Annotated in this window: 16 protein-coding genes; 9 read left to right on the plus strand and 7 right to left on the minus strand. The window is 58.7% G+C overall.

Features of this window, described 5'->3' with window-relative positions; genetic code table 11:
- The first annotated feature begins 164 nt into the window (after positions 1-164).
- A complete protein-coding gene (locus ACVWY9_RS12790) occupies positions 165-704 on the plus strand; it encodes a DUF3611 family protein (RefSeq protein WP_457388750.1) in 540 nt (179 codons plus the stop codon).
- 338 nt (positions 705-1,042) lie between these two features.
- On the opposite strand, the gene ACVWY9_RS12795 is transcribed toward ACVWY9_RS12790, so the two are convergent.
- Together ACVWY9_RS12795 and psaK are read right to left on the minus strand one after the other, a co-directional pair.
- On the minus strand, positions 1,043-1,180 hold the full coding sequence (locus ACVWY9_RS12795; protein ID WP_414332566.1) for a photosystem II reaction center protein K: 138 nt from the start codon (positions 1,178-1,180) through the stop codon (positions 1,043-1,045).
- 121 nt (positions 1,181-1,301) lie between these two features.
- Positions 1,302-1,547: a photosystem I reaction center subunit PsaK gene (psaK, locus tag ACVWY9_RS12800; RefSeq protein ID WP_414388601.1), complete on the minus strand. Its 246-nt coding sequence runs from the start codon at positions 1,545-1,547 to the stop codon at positions 1,302-1,304.
- Between the two features lie 357 nt (positions 1,548-1,904).
- On the opposite strand from psaK, the gene ACVWY9_RS12805 reads away from it, so the two are divergent.
- The 3 genes from ACVWY9_RS12805 (at position 1,905) to ACVWY9_RS12815 (ending at position 4,699) form a co-directional block, all read left to right on the plus strand.
- Positions 1,905-2,876, plus strand: coding sequence for a fatty acid desaturase (locus ACVWY9_RS12805; RefSeq protein WP_457388752.1), 972 nt, complete (start codon positions 1,905-1,907; stop codon positions 2,874-2,876).
- Position 2,877: 1 nt separating this feature from the next.
- Complete coding sequence (locus ACVWY9_RS12810; RefSeq protein WP_457388755.1) at positions 2,878-3,759, plus strand: hypothetical protein; 882 nt, start codon at positions 2,878-2,880, stop codon at positions 3,757-3,759.
- A 70-nt stretch (positions 3,760-3,829) separates the two neighbouring features.
- Positions 3,830-4,699: an SDH family Clp fold serine proteinase gene (locus tag ACVWY9_RS12815; protein WP_414350282.1), complete on the plus strand. Its 870-nt coding sequence runs from the start codon at positions 3,830-3,832 to the stop codon at positions 4,697-4,699.
- Here ACVWY9_RS12815 and ACVWY9_RS12820 read toward each other — a convergent pair.
- A complete protein-coding gene (locus ACVWY9_RS12820) occupies positions 4,691-5,383 on the minus strand; it encodes a J domain-containing protein (protein WP_457388758.1) in 693 nt (230 codons plus the stop codon). The genes ACVWY9_RS12815 and ACVWY9_RS12820 overlap by 9 nt on opposite strands.
- Positions 5,384-5,467: 84 nt before the next feature.
- Between ACVWY9_RS12820 and ACVWY9_RS12825 the strand changes: the two genes are divergently transcribed.
- Positions 5,468-5,761: a DUF3082 domain-containing protein gene (locus tag ACVWY9_RS12825; protein ID WP_414350285.1), complete on the plus strand. Its 294-nt coding sequence runs from the start codon at positions 5,468-5,470 to the stop codon at positions 5,759-5,761.
- A gap of 61 nt (positions 5,762-5,822) precedes the next feature.
- On the opposite strand, the gene sixA is transcribed toward ACVWY9_RS12825, so the two are convergent.
- From sixA to murA, 3 genes are all read right to left on the minus strand, one after another.
- Positions 5,823-6,410: a phosphohistidine phosphatase SixA gene (gene sixA / locus ACVWY9_RS12830; RefSeq protein ID WP_457388760.1), complete on the minus strand. Its 588-nt coding sequence runs from the start codon at positions 6,408-6,410 to the stop codon at positions 5,823-5,825.
- Between the two features lie 137 nt (positions 6,411-6,547).
- On the minus strand, positions 6,548-8,683 hold the full coding sequence (locus tag ACVWY9_RS12835; RefSeq protein ID WP_457388762.1) for a lytic transglycosylase domain-containing protein: 2,136 nt from the start codon (positions 8,681-8,683) through the stop codon (positions 6,548-6,550).
- Between the two features lie 193 nt (positions 8,684-8,876).
- Positions 8,877-10,199 (minus strand): UDP-N-acetylglucosamine 1-carboxyvinyltransferase, encoded by a 1,323-nt coding sequence (gene murA / locus ACVWY9_RS12840; RefSeq protein ID WP_457388789.1) that lies wholly within the window; start codon positions 10,197-10,199, stop codon positions 8,877-8,879.
- A gap of 345 nt (positions 10,200-10,544) precedes the next feature.
- Here murA and ACVWY9_RS12845 point away from each other — a divergent pair, with 345 nt between their 5' ends.
- The 4 genes from ACVWY9_RS12845 (at position 10,545) to ACVWY9_RS12860 (ending at position 14,181) form a co-directional block, all read left to right on the plus strand.
- Positions 10,545-11,198, plus strand: coding sequence for a DUF3386 domain-containing protein (locus ACVWY9_RS12845; protein WP_414357485.1), 654 nt, complete (start codon positions 10,545-10,547; stop codon positions 11,196-11,198).
- Positions 11,199-11,425: 227 nt separating this feature from the next.
- Positions 11,426-12,700 carry a GNAT family N-acetyltransferase gene (locus ACVWY9_RS12850; protein WP_457388765.1) on the plus strand — a complete coding sequence of 425 codons (1,275 nt, stop codon included), beginning with the start codon at positions 11,426-11,428 and terminating at the stop codon, positions 12,698-12,700.
- Between the two features lie 48 nt (positions 12,701-12,748).
- Positions 12,749-13,366, plus strand: a complete 618-nt coding sequence (locus tag ACVWY9_RS12855; RefSeq protein WP_457388767.1) for an Npun_F5749 family FMN-dependent PPOX-type flavoprotein — start codon at positions 12,749-12,751, stop codon at positions 13,364-13,366.
- 338 nt (positions 13,367-13,704) lie between these two features.
- Positions 13,705-14,181 carry a hypothetical protein gene (locus tag ACVWY9_RS12860; protein WP_457388769.1) on the plus strand — a complete coding sequence of 159 codons (477 nt, stop codon included), beginning with the start codon at positions 13,705-13,707 and terminating at the stop codon, positions 14,179-14,181.
- A gap of 263 nt (positions 14,182-14,444) precedes the next feature.
- Here the strand turns inward: ACVWY9_RS12860 and folD are convergent, their stop codons facing one another.
- Entirely contained in the window at positions 14,445-15,326 is an 882-nt protein-coding gene (gene folD / locus ACVWY9_RS12865) for a bifunctional methylenetetrahydrofolate dehydrogenase/methenyltetrahydrofolate cyclohydrolase FolD (RefSeq protein WP_011431762.1), read from the minus strand.
- Positions 15,327-15,335 lie beyond the last annotated feature (9 nt).

Here is a 15,335-nt window from a genome sequence, read left to right on the forward strand (position 1 = left end):
AGACTTTTGACCAGCAAACCTATATGGAGGAGGGCTTTCCTCCCGACACCAAGCCTGCGGCTATGGTGCGGGCCTCCAGCCCGAAAATTTGGTGACTGGGGCCAGAGGATAAAGATAGGCTGGAAGCGGAAGTTGCTGTTCATCCAGGCGAGCGGGGGAAAAAGATGAACGAGCCCATGTCGCCGTCAGTGCGGGCGGCTATCGAGCGGATGAAGTCTCGCTTGCGCCTGACTCGTCGCTTCGGGTTTTGGTTCCAGGCGATCTTGGGGGCGACGGCGCTGCTGCTGTGGTTTGGCTTTTTAATCGGCCAAAATACCGTCTATCGAGATGACTCGCTGGGGGCTGTCATCGCCTTCTGGTTCACCTTGTTTACATTGCTCACCCTGGCAGCCGGTCTATTTTTCAACTGGCGCTACTTGCTCCACGCGGAGCGCCGCTCAGCTTCTGCCGATGCCCTAAGCCAATTGGATCTGCCCAAGCAGTTGCAGTTGGTCACCTATATCAGCCTCATTGGGGCCTTCCTCGCTCTGATTGGTATGGAAGCCCAAGTGGGCGAGCTGTTGGCGCGCATGTTTTCCCGCACCCAGGCCAACCAGGTGACAGGAGTGCTGCTGCTGGCCGCCAACATCAACGTGACGTTTGCCCACTTCGTCTGCTTGGCAGGGGTTCTCTGGATTACCGGTGTCCTCGACCGTGAGCCCTAGCGCCGGATCCCTGGCCCACCTTTGGGAGTCATGTGGACAGTGGCGAGACGGCTTGTTGTTTTTATAGTCGTTTACAGTCGTTCCAGTTCAGGGCAAGACACCTGAGCTACTGTTCGCGCTAGCGGGACGGAGTCCTTGAAAGGCCTTCTGGCACGGTGCATTTAACGTTTTAGGCGTGGGTGCAGTGTCCTAGTTTGAATCGAAATGACCATAAATGGGCAAAGCAAAGAGCCCCCAACTTGGGAGATAAGCTGGGGGAAGCCCTTTAGGTTTGCTTGAGTTTTCTCCAGACCACCCAGGCCTTTGAGACCTTTGCGACCTCAGTAAAAGCAATGGCTTTACTTAAAGCCCACTGCCGCTTGCCAGACAAAAGCCAGCAGGAAAAACAGAACAGGGATGATCGGCAAAATGTCGATCAGCGGGTCAAACAATTCATAGCCTTCCGGCAAACTGGCCAGGAGCACCATCGCTGACATAGCAACAAACCTCAGGGGAAAATGCGGCTGAAGAAACTGCTTCTTTCAGAATTAAAATAGAGCTTAACATCATCCAGCAGGGATCCGGACTAAGTTCAAGAAATGTAAAGGAAGTGGCGACCTAGAGAACGCCAATGTTAGAGAGGCCCAAAACGACCCCCACTCCCAACAAATGGCCAAAGCTGGCAACCCCGATGACTTCTGGCCAGGTCATTCCCAGTACCGGCCCGGTCTCTGAGGCCACTCCAGAAGAGGATTTGAAGCTCAGGTAAGCCAGCCCTGTGCAGAGCAGAATGATCACGGCGCTCAGGGGGGACCAGGGGCTGGTTTGAGCGGTCAGAGCCAACAGCGCAACAACAGGCATCATGGTTTCCATCCTCAGCTCAGGTTAACCGACCCTTAGATTACCCCTCCTGCTGGGATCCCCTCGCAATCTGCACATGAATTGCAACAAAACCTCACACTACGGCTTTTCTCCGGCTTCAGGGGCAGTTTGCCGTTGCCGGGATCCTTCAGGAATCCTTGGCCAGGAGAGGAAGGTGCCCCCATGGCTGGGGTTGTGAGGAAAATAAGGCTTGGGCTGAGAAGCTGGGCAGGTCTCTGCCGTATACTAACGAAAGTTAACAAACTTATCTCTTCGATCTCTTTTCGGTGTGATGACTGGGACGCGCTGCCTCGACCCATCCTCTCTGTCTGCACTGTGCGCACCTAAGGATGGCTGCCGATGACTGTTGCTGCTACTGCTGAACCAGCCCAAAAACCTTTCGCATTGCCTCGTGAGCTGTTGGGGCCACCCTCGGAATTTTGGAATCCCACCTTGCTGATGTTTTTGGCTGCGGTGGTGCTTTCGGCCTCTTGCTTTGGCGGGTACGCCTTTTGGCACTGGCCCAAATGGATGGTGTTCTGGCTCAATTTTGTGGCCCTCTATGTTCTGGGCACGGTGATTCACGATGCTTCCCATGGCTCGGCCCACCGCAACCGCTTTCTGAACGAGGCACTCGGACACGGCTCTGCCCTGTTGCAGGGTTTTGTCTATCCCGTCTTTAAGCGGGTACACATGCAGCACCACGCCCACGTCAACCATCCTGAAGACGATCCAGATCACTATGTCTCAACGGGAGGGCCGCTGTGGCTGATCGCGCCGCGGTTTTTCTACCATGAGGTGTTTTTCTTTAAGCGGCAGCTCTGGCGGAAAGGTCGCTGGGATCTGCTGGAGTGGGGCTTGAGTCGGCTGGTGGTAGTCTTGACCTTTGGTCTGGCCAGCTACTTCGGCTACACCGACTACATCATGAACTATTGGCTACCCCCTGCCTTTATCATGGGGTTCTTGCTGGGCTTGTTTTTTGACTACCTGCCCCATCGCCCTTTTCAATCTCAAGAGCGGTGGTACAATGCCCGCGTCTATCCCGGATGGCTGACCAACATTCTGCTGTTGGGGCAAAACTATCACCTGATCCACCATCTCTGGCCTTCTGTTCCCTGGTACAAATACCAAGCAGCCTACTGGGCAGCCAAACCTGAGCTGGACGCGCGCAACTGCCAGCAAACGCTGGGGATCTGGGAGAAGGGAGAGTTTTGGGGCTTTTTGTACGATGCTCTGATCGGTCTGCACTGGCACAAGCCCACTTCAGCTCACCTCGCTGCGCCAGCCAATCCAGAATCGGAGGGATCCCCTGCGGATCCACAGCCCGGCTAGCATGGTTTGGCCAACGCTGCAAGTCCCTCAGGTGCTGCTGTTTGTGGAAGCGGCCAGCCTGTTGCAGGACTCTAGCCAGGTTTTGTTGCAGGCCGGTCAGGCGACGGCAGATTTGCCGGAGTTGATCGCAGAAGCACAGGCGCGGGCCGAAGTCCAGGTGCAGCTCCTTGGGATCCCCGCAGACTTGCGGGCACAGGTGCGAGGGATCCTCAGGTTGACCTCGCCCCAAGAGGTGTTGGCCTACTTGCAGGACTTGCTGGACAGGGGATCCGGCCCGGATTTGGAAGCCTTTTTGGAGCAGGCGGGATCCGCCTCTACGGTGCTGCGCTTTCCCCCTCTGTTGGTGGGGGCTGTGGCTCTGCAGGTGTTGCTGGAGCGGTTGGACTTTTCTCCAGAAGAGCGGGCTGTGGTGCAAGCCCAACGGGATCAATGGGAACAGGCCCTGGCGGAATTGGCCACTCACCACAGGGTTTCCCCAGAGCCGCTGCAGGCTGCTGCCGAGACGGTGCTGCGGGCGGCTTCAGCAGAGGAGCTGCTGCAACTGGGTCAGGATCTTTTTCAAGATCTCCAAGATCTCGCTGTTGCTGATTCTGAGCCAGAAGCCGAGCCTCAGGTGGAATTGGCGGGGCCTCTGCTGTTCATGATGGTGGCGGATTACCTGCTGGCCCAAACGGAGTATCCGCTGACCCCGGAGCAGCGGCTGGACTTGCAAACCAATCGCGCCGCGGCAGAAACCCGCTACTTGGCCATGCAAAAGTTGGGCCGCATTGAAAACTTGGCGGAGCAGCAGGCTTATATTCGATCCTGGATTGACCAAGCTTCCGTACCGGATTTGCTGCAGGCTTTGGATCGCTTTTTTGCGGCGTCTGAACCCAACTCATGAGGCTCAGGGATCGCCGAAGATTTTGGATCCCCTATGCTGGAGTCAAAGGGATCCCACTTGAGGTGCGAAAGTGGACTGGGGCAGCCTGTTCTGGATTTTCCTGATCTTCAGCTCTTTGCAACCTCTGCTGAACCGTCGTGCCCAAGAGTTCCGGCGCTTGATGGCCATTCGGGAGTTGGAGCAAAAGCGGGGCAGCCGGGTGATTCTGCTCATTCACCGCCAGGAGTCGATTAGTTTTTTGGGGATCCCGGTTTCCCGCTACATCAGCATCGAGGACTCCGAGCAGGTATTGCGGGCGATTCGCCTCACTCCACCCAATACCCCGATTGATTTGATTTTGCATACCCCCGGTGGCCTGGTGCTGGCCACGGAGCAAATTGCCCGCGCCCTGATCCGCCATCCGGCCAAAGTGACGGTCTTCGTGCCTCACTACGCCATGTCGGGGGGGACAATGCTGGCCCTGGCCGCCGATGAAATCGTCATGGATGCCAATGCAGTCCTGGGGCCGGTGGATCCGCAGTTGGGGGGGTATGCTGCCGCCAGTATTCTGCAGGTGGTGGCGGATAAACCCATTGCCGAAATCGATGACCAAACCTTGATCCTGGCAGATCTGGCCCGCAAAGCGATGCAACAGGTACAGAACTTCGTGCGGGATCTCCTGAAGGACGATGTGCCCAAGCGCAAAATTGCCCCCGAACGCATCGAGCCCCTCATCCAGTACCTAACCAGTGGACAAGTTACCCACGACTACCCGATCACTGCCGAAGAAGCCCAAAGGTTGGGCCTGCCCATTTCTACTGAGTTGCCACCCCAAATCTATGCCCTGATGGACTTGTACCCACAGGCCACCATGGGCCGCCCTTCCGTGCAGTACATCCCCATCCCCTATGATCCTCGCCCCTCTCTGCCCAGGGGGGGATCCCGCTCTGGCCTAGGGTGAACTCTTGGCGTAAGCTTCCATGGCTTCCAGGCGCAGCCCTCTTGCCCGGCGAAACAGCTCTTGTCCGGTGTGCAGATGGCGGTCGTCGAAGTTCAGGGGGAAATACTGCAGCTCCTCTAGAGCGTCCTCTAGGTGGTTGAGGGCGTAGTAGAGGCGAGAAGCCACTCCCCCCAAGCTACTGGGATTGGGAAGGCGCCGAAAGATCTGCTGAGCTTGGGCCAGTTTCTGGCTACACTCTTCCAAATAGGTGGCGAAGGACTCCAACAGGTCGGGATCAAAGGGATCCGCCGCCAAAGCATTCAACTGAGGCTTTAGGGAAGACAACAAGGGCCCCAAAACTCGGTTTAGGGGGGTGTAGACCTGTCGGATCCAGGCTGCGCGGGCGATGGCTTCGTGGCTGACGGTTTCATGGGGAGATCCCGTCGGCTGAGGGCAGGGTGAGGTGCGGCTGGAGTGCAATTGCCGGTCGTAGTCGCGGCGAGATTGCGGATCTTTGAGCACCGCGTAGGCAGCGTTGATCTGGCGGATGCGCTCAGCGGTGGCCCGATCTTTTTTGGCCAGCAGGCTATCGGGATGGTGATACTTGACCAAACGACGGTAGGCAGACTTGATCTCCTCCGCCGTCGCCGCCACGGAAACGCCCAAAACTTCGTAGTGGGATCCCACTCCCGATCCGCTCTCCATAACCCCTAGGCTTGCCGGAAAGAAAAGAAACTTCCACATTGTACCTGCAGCCTAGAATAAAGGTGAGTTTTCCGGTGCTGCCCCATGTCTTCCGCCTCGCCCCAGGGATCCCCCCATCCTTTCAGTGCCCTCTTGGGGGCCGCCATCGCCGTCAGTTTGGGCTACGGGTTCTTTCAACTGCTGCTCTCGATGTTGGCCAAGTTGCCGCCAATTGAGGTGGAGATTGGATCGTTGGCCCGCGGAATCAGCATTCTGGTGCGCTACCTGCTGGTCGGTTCCGTTTCCCTGATTGCCTTCATGTTTGCCATGGTGGGGTTGGGGCTGGCGGCCTATTGTGTGCAATTGCTGGGAGAGCGGCTGACCTCCTCTCAGCGCTGAACCTAGGGGCACAACCTCTGGCCGACTCGTTGGGCGTTTATCATGATGAGCCAGCTTCTTCTCAGCGCAGCACCACCTTGGGGGAGAGCAACAAAGTCAGGGATCCCTGGCGGTAGTCAATCCGGCCTTCCGCAAAGCGCACTTGGGCCAGGCCCGCTTTTTTGAGGGTGATCGCGTCGGCATGGGCCGGGTTCAGCCCAATGGCCGTTTGCACCCACAGGCTCAGATCCGGCTGGTGACCGACCAGAGCCAAAGACGCCAGAGGTTCCCGCTCTGCTTGCCAGCGCACCAGGTCAGCAAAACTGCCGCCCGGAGCCAGCGGTTCAAACACCTCCACAGCTTCGGCCAGGTTCTCGTCCAAAAAGATCTCAGCCGTCTGCCGAGCCCTCACCAAGGGACTGGTGAGCAGGAGATCCCACCTCCAGCCCATGTTCTTGAGCTGGCGGGCAACCTTGCGGCAACGCTTGCGACCTTCGTCTGTAAGGGCCCGAAAGGCATCCTCGACTTCTGGCCGGGGTTCCTCGGCTATGCCATGGCGAATAAAATCCACGGCCAATTCCTGTCGGGCAGTCTGCTTTTCTGCCGCCCCCTGATGGTGCTCCGCGCTGCTAACGCAAACGCCCTCCTGTTGTTCAAACCCAGAGACCATAGAACCCCGTCCTGTCAGCGCGAACGGCACTGTCAAATCTTGACTGCCAAATCTTGGAATAACTGTAACTCTCCCAGAATACTGTGGGAAAAAAGCCCACTCCCTCTACGGCAGCACTCCCGCGACAAAACCGGAAGTCATGAAGAAGACGAGGGGTTATGCAGTCGCTGGCTGACCAGAGTGCGCCCCTCCTGGGTGTAGAGCTGCCAGTAGTTCCAGTAGTTGCCAAACACGGACTTCACATAGCCCCGGGTTTCGGGGAAGGGGATCTGCTCCACAAACACGTCCGGATCCTCGAAGCCAAAGCGGTTCAGCCATCTGGCCACGTTGCCGGGGCCACCGTTGTAGCTGGCCAGGGCCAGCAAGGTGTTGTCTTGGTAAGTGCGGTGGGTGTAGTCGAAGTACCAGGATCCCAGGTAGAGATTGTCGGCGGGGTTGGTGAGGCTGTACTGGGCCAGGCCGATCTGCTGGGCAATCCAGCGGCCAGTAGCGGGCATCACCTGCATCAAGCCCAAAGCCCCCGAGGCCGAGACGATCTCTGGCTCAAAGCGGGATTCCTGCCGGATCAAAGCCGCCACCATCAAGGGATTGAGGTTAAATTGCCGTGACCAGTGGGCCAAGCCGGGTTGGGCGTAGGGATCCCCGCTCCAGGAATTGTCTGGGCCGGCATAGTAGTGCAGCGGATAGATGGCCTGCCAGAAATCTTGGCGCTGCCTCAACGTCTCCAGCAAGGGATCCGGCTCTTCGCTAAAGCGCAAAGCAGCCACCTGGTTAATGCCCCGCAGGTGCTCTCCGGCGCTGTTGCGCAAAATGCCCGTAACAAAGCGCTCGGCAACGCTCATCTGGCCGGGATCCCGCTGCACGGGAGTTTCGCCCTGCCAGCGTTCCCAGGCCAGTTGGCTGGCTCCCATCAAATGCAGGGTTTGCGTAACTGCAGAGACCCCTGGCAACGGTTGGCGCACCGGCTGAAAATCCACCTCAACCCTTTTGCGCCCGCTGTAGAAATCCCCCACCGGCCAGCCCAGTTGCACTGCCGACCGCCAGCCGTAGTAGGTGTGGGGAAACTGCCGCAGCACCTGCCGATAGGTTTGCCGAGCTGCAGCCACATCCCCCTGCTGTTCCCGCCATTTGCCCGCCCAGTAGAGCAGTTGTGCCCCCATTTCCGTGTCCCGCTGAGCAGATCCGATCTGTTGGGCCAGGGCGATGGCTTGGCTGAGATTGCCTGCTTGTGCTTGGCTCCAGGCCACTGTCCAGGCGGCATTGGCTGCAGCTTCGCTGGCCGGAAAGCGATCCCAAAGGGCTTGCCGGGTGGCTTGGGCCGATTGGGGGCTGGCGTTGCGATCGTAAAGCTGGCTGAGGCTGAGCAACGCCTCTGGAGCTTCTTTATCTGAGCCGGCTCCCACCTGTCGAAGCAAGTCGATCGCCGTCGGCAGGTCGCTCAGTTCCGCCAAACGGCGGCGGGTGAGAGAAGCCTCTGGCCCATCGGGAAACTGTGCCAGCAGCGCTTGGTAAGCCGCTTTGGCCTGGGGAAACTCCCGCGAGATCTGGTGGCTGCGGCCCCAGCGGTAGAGGTTCTGAGAGGTGGCGGGGGCACGCCCATAGGCCCGGGCAGCTTTGCCGTACTCCCGTTGCTCCCAGTAGGCATCGGCGAGGATCTGCCAGTCGGAAGCCGTGAGGGATCCCTCTTGAGCCTGCCGCCAGCGATCCAGCAGCGGCGTTAGCCCAGGGGTTTGCGGGTGATGTTGGGCCAAATCCCGCAGCAGGTCATAGCGGTCGGGATCCAGCTCCAGCAAATGCTTGAGGGCACGTCCGGTCAGCGGATGGGTGGGAAATTGCTGCCGCAGCCGATCCACCTGGCCCATCCCCCAGAGGGCATAGGCAGCGACAGGGCTGTGGGGATATTCCTGCAAAATCTTGGGCCACCAGATCCCTTGGGCTGTTTCCTTGTCCTGCAACTGTTCATAGGCTTGGGCCCTGAGCTTCCAAATCTCTTCCCTCAGAACCGGCAGGCTCTCTTCCAGCCCCTGCAAATCCTTCAAGGCAGATTGCGCTTGGCCGGCCTGTAGCGCTGCATAGGCTTGCAGAAAGGCCACTGTGGAAGTTTGAGGCAGTTGCGTCGGATCCCTGTCTTCTGGTGCAGAGGCCACTTCTACGGTTTCTGCCCAGGATGAGGTGTAGAAGCCCCAGACAGCTCCACCCAGAGCCGCTCCTGCTGCCAGCACACCGGCAGCCCATCTTGTCCAGCGTCGTTGGTTGCTTGTCAGGATCCCCATGCTTTACCTCCCCACCACCTCTGACCTACGATACTCAACCTGACTGCGTTGAGTCACCAGACAACTCGATACTTGCGAAACGGCTGGAAAGCTCACCTGGCAAGTGGTCACCGAGCATTGGGGCCAGACGATAAGCAGGGAGAGGAGCAGTTCTTTCCTCAAATCTTCAAATTTCAGACAGCAGTGAAACAGCTCATTTCCCCAATTGCGGGATCCCTGTCGGGCTTTCACTGCGGTACACCTTGGCCCCGACACTGCGCAGCTTTTCGTCAATGGCTTCATAGCCACGGTCGATGTAGTGCAATCCGTAGATCGTGGAGCAGCCTTCAGCCGCCAGACCGGCCAACACCAGGGCCGCACCCGCCCGCAGGTCGGCGGCCACCACCGGAGCGCCGGAAAGGGACGGCACCCCTCGGATCAGGGCCACTCGGTTCTTCAGGCGAATATCGGCTCCCATGCGATTCAGCTCGGGAATGTGGTGCATGCGGTTTTCAAACACTGTCTCCTCAATGGTGCAACTGCCCTCGCTCAAGGCGGCCAAGGCCATGATCGGCGCCTGCACATCGGTGGGGAAACCGGGATAGGGCAGCGTTTGAATATCAGTTGCCTGACACAGCCAGCCTGAGCTCAGTTGAGCTGGGGCAATGCGCAACCGGTTTGGGCCCTCTTCTTCCACCCGCAGCCCCATCGCTTGCAACTTGGCGATCACCGCCCGCAGATGATCGGGAATAACAGGGCCAACCGTGAGGTGAGAGCGGGTAATGGCCCCGGCAATGAGATAGGTGCTGGCCTCGATGCGGTCGGGAATGACGGTGTACTCCGTTCCATGCAAGCGGGTCACCCCTACCACCACAACCGTATTGGTGCCGATACCGCGAATGCGGGCCCCCATGGCTTGACAAAAGCGGGCCAGATCCGCCACCTCCGGCTCTTGGGCGGCGTTCTCGATCACCGTTTCTCCATCCGCCAGCGTAGCGGCCATCATCAAGGTCTCGGTGGCACCGACGCTGGGATAGTCCAGGTAAATACGGGTTCCCAACAGTTTACGGGCATAGGCATGAACCACCCCATGCTCGATTTGGACCGTTGCCCCCAAGGCTTGCAGACCCCGCACATGCAGATCCACAGGACGAGACCCGATCGCACAGCCGCCGGGCAAGGGAACTCTGGCCACCCCCAGCCGCGCCAACAGAGGCCCTATGATGAAAAAGCTGGCCCGCAACTGGCTGACCAATTCATAGGGAGCTTGAGAGGTTTTCAGGGAGCTGGCATCCAGGTCGAGGGTATTGCCAACATGGGAAACCTTAACTCCCAGCGTGGCCAGGATCTGCCCCATGCGTTCAATGTCCAGCAGACGGGGCACATTGTGAATTCGACAAGCCTCAGGAGCCAAGATGGCCCCGGCCATCAGCGCCAAGGCAGAGTTTTTTGCCCCGCCAATAGGGATGTGGCCACTCAGGGTCTGCTTGCCAATGATTTTCAGCACTGGCCCCATCATCTCTGGCGCGGTTGCCATGCCGGTCTGGGGCGGCGTCAGGCCAGGCTCTAGGGGATCCGCCCCGCTGACGCGATTGTCAAAACCTTTCAATCTCCCTCCTCACCCACAAAAAATAGGCGAACCCTTCTCAGAGAATACTCTGGGGATCACAGCAGCGGCTAAACTCGCAAGCCAAATTGGGTGTGAGGAAGAAGTTCCCATGGCTGTGCTTCTATCCTGCAGCAGCGGACAGGGGAGCGGCTAGGCCAGTTCACCAGATGCAGGCTCTCAGCGAAGGCAACTGGGGGGCAGCCCAACAGCAGGGGGCGGTATGATGGATGCTCAGGGGAAGTGCTTGCAAGGAAAACAGGAAGGAGACAGCCGATGATTGCCACTCAAGTCTCTGCCCAAGAGTTGTTTCGGGCCGCCTATGAAAACCGCTACACCTGGGATCCCGCTTTCCCGGGCTACAGCGCCGAGGTCACCTATTGGGATGGGGAGCGCACATTCGTTGGGCAGGTGCGAGTGGGGGCAGACCTAAAGGCCACCGTTACGGGCGTAGAAGATGAGGAAGCTCGAAAAGCCATTCACAACCAACTCTGGGAGATTGCCATTCACCGGGTGCGCCGCAGCTTCGACGAGACCCATGGGAACAACACCTTCCGTTACGGCCAAACCCTGCCCGATGGCACAGTGGAGATCCTGGTGGGGGGCAAAGCCGAAGGGGATCGCTACCACGTGCGCGATAACCAGGTTACCATGGTGCATCGGCATATCCACGGAGTGGTGGTTACCATCCACACCTTCAGCAGCCACGATACCGGCGAAGGCTATCTTTCCCACCGCTACGATTCCGTCTATCACGATCCCCAAACGGGCGAGCAAAAGGGCGGGCGCAGCCAATTCGAGGATCTGTATACAAAAGTGGGCCAGTACTACATCCTCTCGGAGCGGCGTATCCAGACCGAGACGGAAACCGGCCCTGTGGAGAAGCGCTTCACCTTCAGCAACTTGACCTTGCTAGACGTTGGGGCGTGAGCGACCCGGCATTGACCCCAGCAGGGTAGGGGGCCAGCTCTCCCGTTCGTCACTGTTGGGCAGCTACCGGGAGGCTGAGTTCACGCCCTTCTTGGCGGCCAAGCCTTTCTCGATAACGGGAAAGCCGATCTGTAGGCTTTCAAGCTTTGTTGCAGAACGATCCTCCCGGTTAGAAAAAGCAAGAGAGCCTGAGCTATGCTTTGAATATTCTCCCGCCTGCGATTGGCATGGACAACACCACAGCAAAACCTGACCCGGATTCCGAAGCCCCCATTGGTGCCCCTGACCTGATCATTCGCCCCGCCCAACTGGGGGATCTGGAGGCTGTGGAAGAGATTTTGGCGCAAGCCTTTGATGAAGAGTACAGCAGCCGCTCGGTGGATATTCGTCGCCAAGTGCGGCGGTTGCGCCAGTGGTATGGGCCCCTGAAAACCCTGACCCTGTTTCCCAATCGCTTTCAGCACATGTTTACGGTGCATGTGGCGGAGCTGGAGGGCAAGATTCAGGGGGTGATTCAGGTTTCTCCCTTCAACCATTCCCGCAGCACCTGGCGGGTCGACCATATCGCGGTAGCGCCCTCTGCCCAGCGCCAGGGGGTGGGATCCCGGCTGCTCAAGCACTGCATGGAGCACTTTCGGGAAGCTCGCACCTGGATCCTGGAGGTGAACATCCACAACAAGGGGGCAATGGCGCTCTACCGGCGCAACGGCTTCCAACCCTTGGCTCAGATCACCTACTGGTCGATTCCAGCCGATATTCTGGCAGCTCTCAGCCAGCACGAGCCCAAATTGCCCAACCTGGTGCCGGTGACCAATCGGGATGCCTACGCCATCTACCAACTGGATACGGGATCCATGCCGGCCACTGTGCGCCAGGTGTACGACCGTGAGGTGAACGATTTTCGCACTAGCCCACTGGATTGGCTTTTGGAGCAGGCCAAATGCGCCATTAGCCAGACGGAGCGGGTGGAAGTGTGTGTTTACGAGCCCGAACGCAAAACCGCCATCGGCTACTTCAACTTGAAGTTGGATCGCACTGGGCAGCAACCTCATGTGGCCAAGCTTACGGTTCACCCTGCCTACACTTGGCTTTACCCCGAACTCATGGCCAAGATGGCCCAGCTTACTCAGGCTCATCCGCCGCAATCTCTGGCCTTGGCCTCCACCGATTACCAGCCGGAACGGGAGGAGTTCTTGCTGAAGCTGGGAGCCCAGGATGTAGAGCGGACGTTGCTGATGTCGCGTTCGGTGTGGCACAAAATCCGCGAAAGCCGCCTCTTTACCTGGGATAGTGCTTATCTCAACGCGATGCTGCGGGGATTACAGGTGAAGCAGCCAGTGCCGGAGCGGTTTGAGGGGCCGCCGGAGGGCTGGGTAGAGCACCACTTTCATCCCATTAGCCCAACCGAGCCAGATCCCAGCTCTGGTCGCGTCAGCGGTGTGGAGTCTTCACCAGGGCTCTCCAGAGACTCCCAATCTGAGGCTTCTCCACCCCCTAGCTAAGGGAGAGAGAGCCCCAATCCTGGCTTGCTTGCACCTTGCGAAAAACGGATGAAAGACCCGAAGGGCAATTCTACTGCGGATCCCTCTTGGCGGGCGCTGATTCAGGCGGCACTGCACCGTAACCGTAGCGATCCCGGTGTGCGGTATTTGCAATTGGCCACGGTGGATCCCCAGGGGCATCCGCGCAACCGCACGGTGGTTTTCCGGGGGTTTTTGGGCGATACCGATCGCATTCAATTGGCGGTGGATAGTCGTAGCGAGAAGATTCGACAAATTGCCCACTGCTCCCAGGCTCAGATCTGCTGGTATTTCTGCAAAACCCGCGAACAATTCCGCATTGCCGGCACCCTTGAGGCCATCGCCGCGGATCATCCGGATCCCCAAGCTCAGCGCCAGCGGCAGCAGTTGTGGCAACAGATATCGGAAAAAGGACGGCTCCTCTGGTTTTGGCCGGAACCCAAAGGGCCGCTCGCCCCGCCAGAGGCTTTTATTCAAGAGTTGCCGAAAGAGAAAGATCCGCTGCCCCCGCAGACTTTTGTGGCATTACTGCTGGAGCCAACAGAGGTGGATCACTTGCAGCTTAAGGGGGATCAGATCTATCCCCAATTGCGGACGGTGTACGAGCGCACTTCCAAAGGGTGGCAGCGTCGGGCCGTGAATCCCTGAAGGCGATCCAAACTGGTTTCAGCCTGGTCTGGGGCGGGGGATCCCTTATTCCTTGTTCCTCCAAAGCACAGGGAATAGAGGAATGGACGTGTTAACGTAGCTGAACGATCGTGTTCTGCACGGTGGGGGCGTTATCCTCTGATGGAACTCTGTACGCGTATGGCTGGTCTATCAGGGGTAGGGCAGCAGTTGATGCCTTTTGTCTAACTCGACACGTATCACTTTGGCTTGCAGTGGTCTCGATGTGCGTCTTGATCTGCTCATTCGCTCAGGCTGTTGCCTCTTTTTTCGCCGGCGGCCCATTGCTGAACAGAGCTTTGAGGGGCAAGGGATCCCTAGTGTTGTCTGCCGCTCTGGTTGGGGTAGGGGTTCTCGTGCAGGGATTGAGGGCACAGACTCTGGAGAAACCGACGCTGAAAGCCTTGGAGGATTCCGTTGAGGGGAATGTTGTCCCTGTTCTGCCCTCAGAGCCTGTCTTATCCCCCCAGGCTGCCCCCACCTCCGCCCGCACAGGATCCTTTCGTGTCGGCAATCGCACGCTCCATCCGGTTCGGCTGGTGATCTTGATGCGCAGCGGCGAACGGATGATCAATCCGGAAACGGCCCACTGGGACTTTGCCCCTGGAGAAGGGGGCAGCGAAGGATTGCTGCTGAGCTTGGGAGAAGAACCGCTGCAAATCGGCCCCGGAGACATTGTGGTGGCTTTCGCCCTGGATGGAACCCGCCGCTATTGGGGGCCCAATGTGGTGGGAGAGTCTCTGGCCCCGTTTTGGGATGGGGAGAGCGGCTCCTGGTCGATGATCTTGCAGCCTTAGGGTGCTCCGCGCGCAGCTTGGACATTTGCAGCGGTCACCTCAAACTCCTCTGGGGCAACTTCTCCATTCCTCACTCTTCTGGGCCAAAGGGGGAGGATCCAAGCAACAGAACATTTTGAGAACAGTCTCCAAACCATAGTCATTTCAAGCTAGATTGAGACACTCCCCAAGCGCTCTGTGCCGCTGCCGCGACCAACCCCAGCTCTTCTCCCAGAGAGAGAGGGAAGTTAGGGAACAATGCAACAGAAATGTTTCATTCCTGTTTAATAATGACTACACAAGTGGCTGCGCAGTTTATAGCTCTGTAGGGTGTTGGCCAGCAGCATCGTTACCGTCATCGGCCCTACGCCTCCCGGTACGGGCGTGATGGCAGCGGCCAACTCTTTGACCGCTTCATAGTCCACATCTCCCACCAATTGCTCGGCTCCGGTGGGGGTCTCGATGCGGTTGATGCCAACGTCGATGACCACCGCGCCGGGTTTCACCATGTCTGCCCTCAATAGGCGGGGGCGGCCCACGGCCATCACCACAATGTCGGCGGCGCGGGTCACTTCTGCCAAGTCGGGGGTGCGGGAGTGGGCTAGGGTGACCGTCGCATCGGCGGCCAACAACATCAAGCTCAAGGGCTTGCCCACCAAGATGCTGCGACCAACCACCACTGCCTTTCGGCCTGCAATCGGGATCCCTTCTGCTTGCAACAGGCGCATCACGCCCAAGGGGGTACAACTGCGTAGGCCGGGCTCGCCGCGCAACAGCCGGCCCAGGTTGAGGGGATGGAGTCCATCCACATCTTTGTCGGGATTGATGGCCAGAAGGGGGGGGATGGGATCCCAGCCGGGGGGCAGGGGCAGTTGGACGAGGATGCCATCCACCCGCTCGTCCTGATTGAGTTGGTCGATGGTGTCGAGCAAATGGGCAGGGGAGTCTTGGGCGGAAAAATGTCGGCCAAAAGAAGCAATGCCCAACCGCTCACAGGCCCGCTCTTTGCCACGCACGTAAGCCGCACTGGCGGGATCCTCTCCAACCCGCAGCACTGCCAATCCCGGTGGACGCCCCACCTGAGGTATCCAAGCTTGCACTTGGGCGGCCATCTCCGCTTGCAAGCGGGCGGCTAAGGCTTTGCCATCGAGGATCTTTGCGGGCATGGGGGCGCA

The organism is Thermostichus sp. OS-CIW-31 (genome assembly GCF_054060305.1).

What these genes read in the sequence shown, in the direction of transcription:
- sixA (WP_457388760.1), bottom strand. Translation starts at nt 6,410, where the DNA reads ATGGTCTCTGGGTTTGAACAACAGGAGGGCGTTTGCGTTAGCAGCGCG.
- ACVWY9_RS12855 (WP_457388767.1), top strand. Translation starts at nt 12,749, where the DNA reads ATGAAAGACCCGAAGGGCAATTCTACTGCGGATCCCTCTTGGCGGGCG.
- murA (WP_457388789.1), bottom strand. Translation starts at nt 10,199, where the DNA reads ATGGCAACCGCGCCAGAGATGATGGGGCCAGTGCTGAAAATCATTGGC.
- ACVWY9_RS12795 (WP_414332566.1), bottom strand. Translation starts at nt 1,180, where the DNA reads ATGTCAGCGATGGTGCTCCTGGCCAGTTTGCCGGAAGGCTATGAATTG.
- ACVWY9_RS12805 (WP_457388752.1), top strand. Translation starts at nt 1,905, where the DNA reads ATGACTGTTGCTGCTACTGCTGAACCAGCCCAAAAACCTTTCGCATTG.
- folD (WP_011431762.1), bottom strand. Translation starts at nt 15,326, where the DNA reads ATGCCCGCAAAGATCCTCGATGGCAAAGCCTTAGCCGCCCGCTTGCAA.
- ACVWY9_RS12835 (WP_457388762.1), bottom strand. Translation starts at nt 8,683, where the DNA reads ATGGGGATCCTGACAAGCAACCAACGACGCTGGACAAGATGGGCTGCC.
- ACVWY9_RS12825 (WP_414350285.1), top strand. Translation starts at nt 5,468, where the DNA reads ATGTCTTCCGCCTCGCCCCAGGGATCCCCCCATCCTTTCAGTGCCCTC.
- ACVWY9_RS12845 (WP_414357485.1), top strand. Translation starts at nt 10,545, where the DNA reads ATGATTGCCACTCAAGTCTCTGCCCAAGAGTTGTTTCGGGCCGCCTAT.
- ACVWY9_RS12810 (WP_457388755.1), top strand. Translation starts at nt 2,878, where the DNA reads ATGGTTTGGCCAACGCTGCAAGTCCCTCAGGTGCTGCTGTTTGTGGAA.
- ACVWY9_RS12790 (WP_457388750.1), top strand. Translation starts at nt 165, where the DNA reads ATGAACGAGCCCATGTCGCCGTCAGTGCGGGCGGCTATCGAGCGGATG.
- ACVWY9_RS12820 (WP_457388758.1), bottom strand. Translation starts at nt 5,383, where the DNA reads ATGGAGAGCGGATCGGGAGTGGGATCCCACTACGAAGTTTTGGGCGTT.
- ACVWY9_RS12850 (WP_457388765.1), top strand. Translation starts at nt 11,426, where the DNA reads ATGGACAACACCACAGCAAAACCTGACCCGGATTCCGAAGCCCCCATT.
- psaK (WP_414388601.1), bottom strand. Translation starts at nt 1,547, where the DNA reads ATGATGCCTGTTGTTGCGCTGTTGGCTCTGACCGCTCAAACCAGCCCC.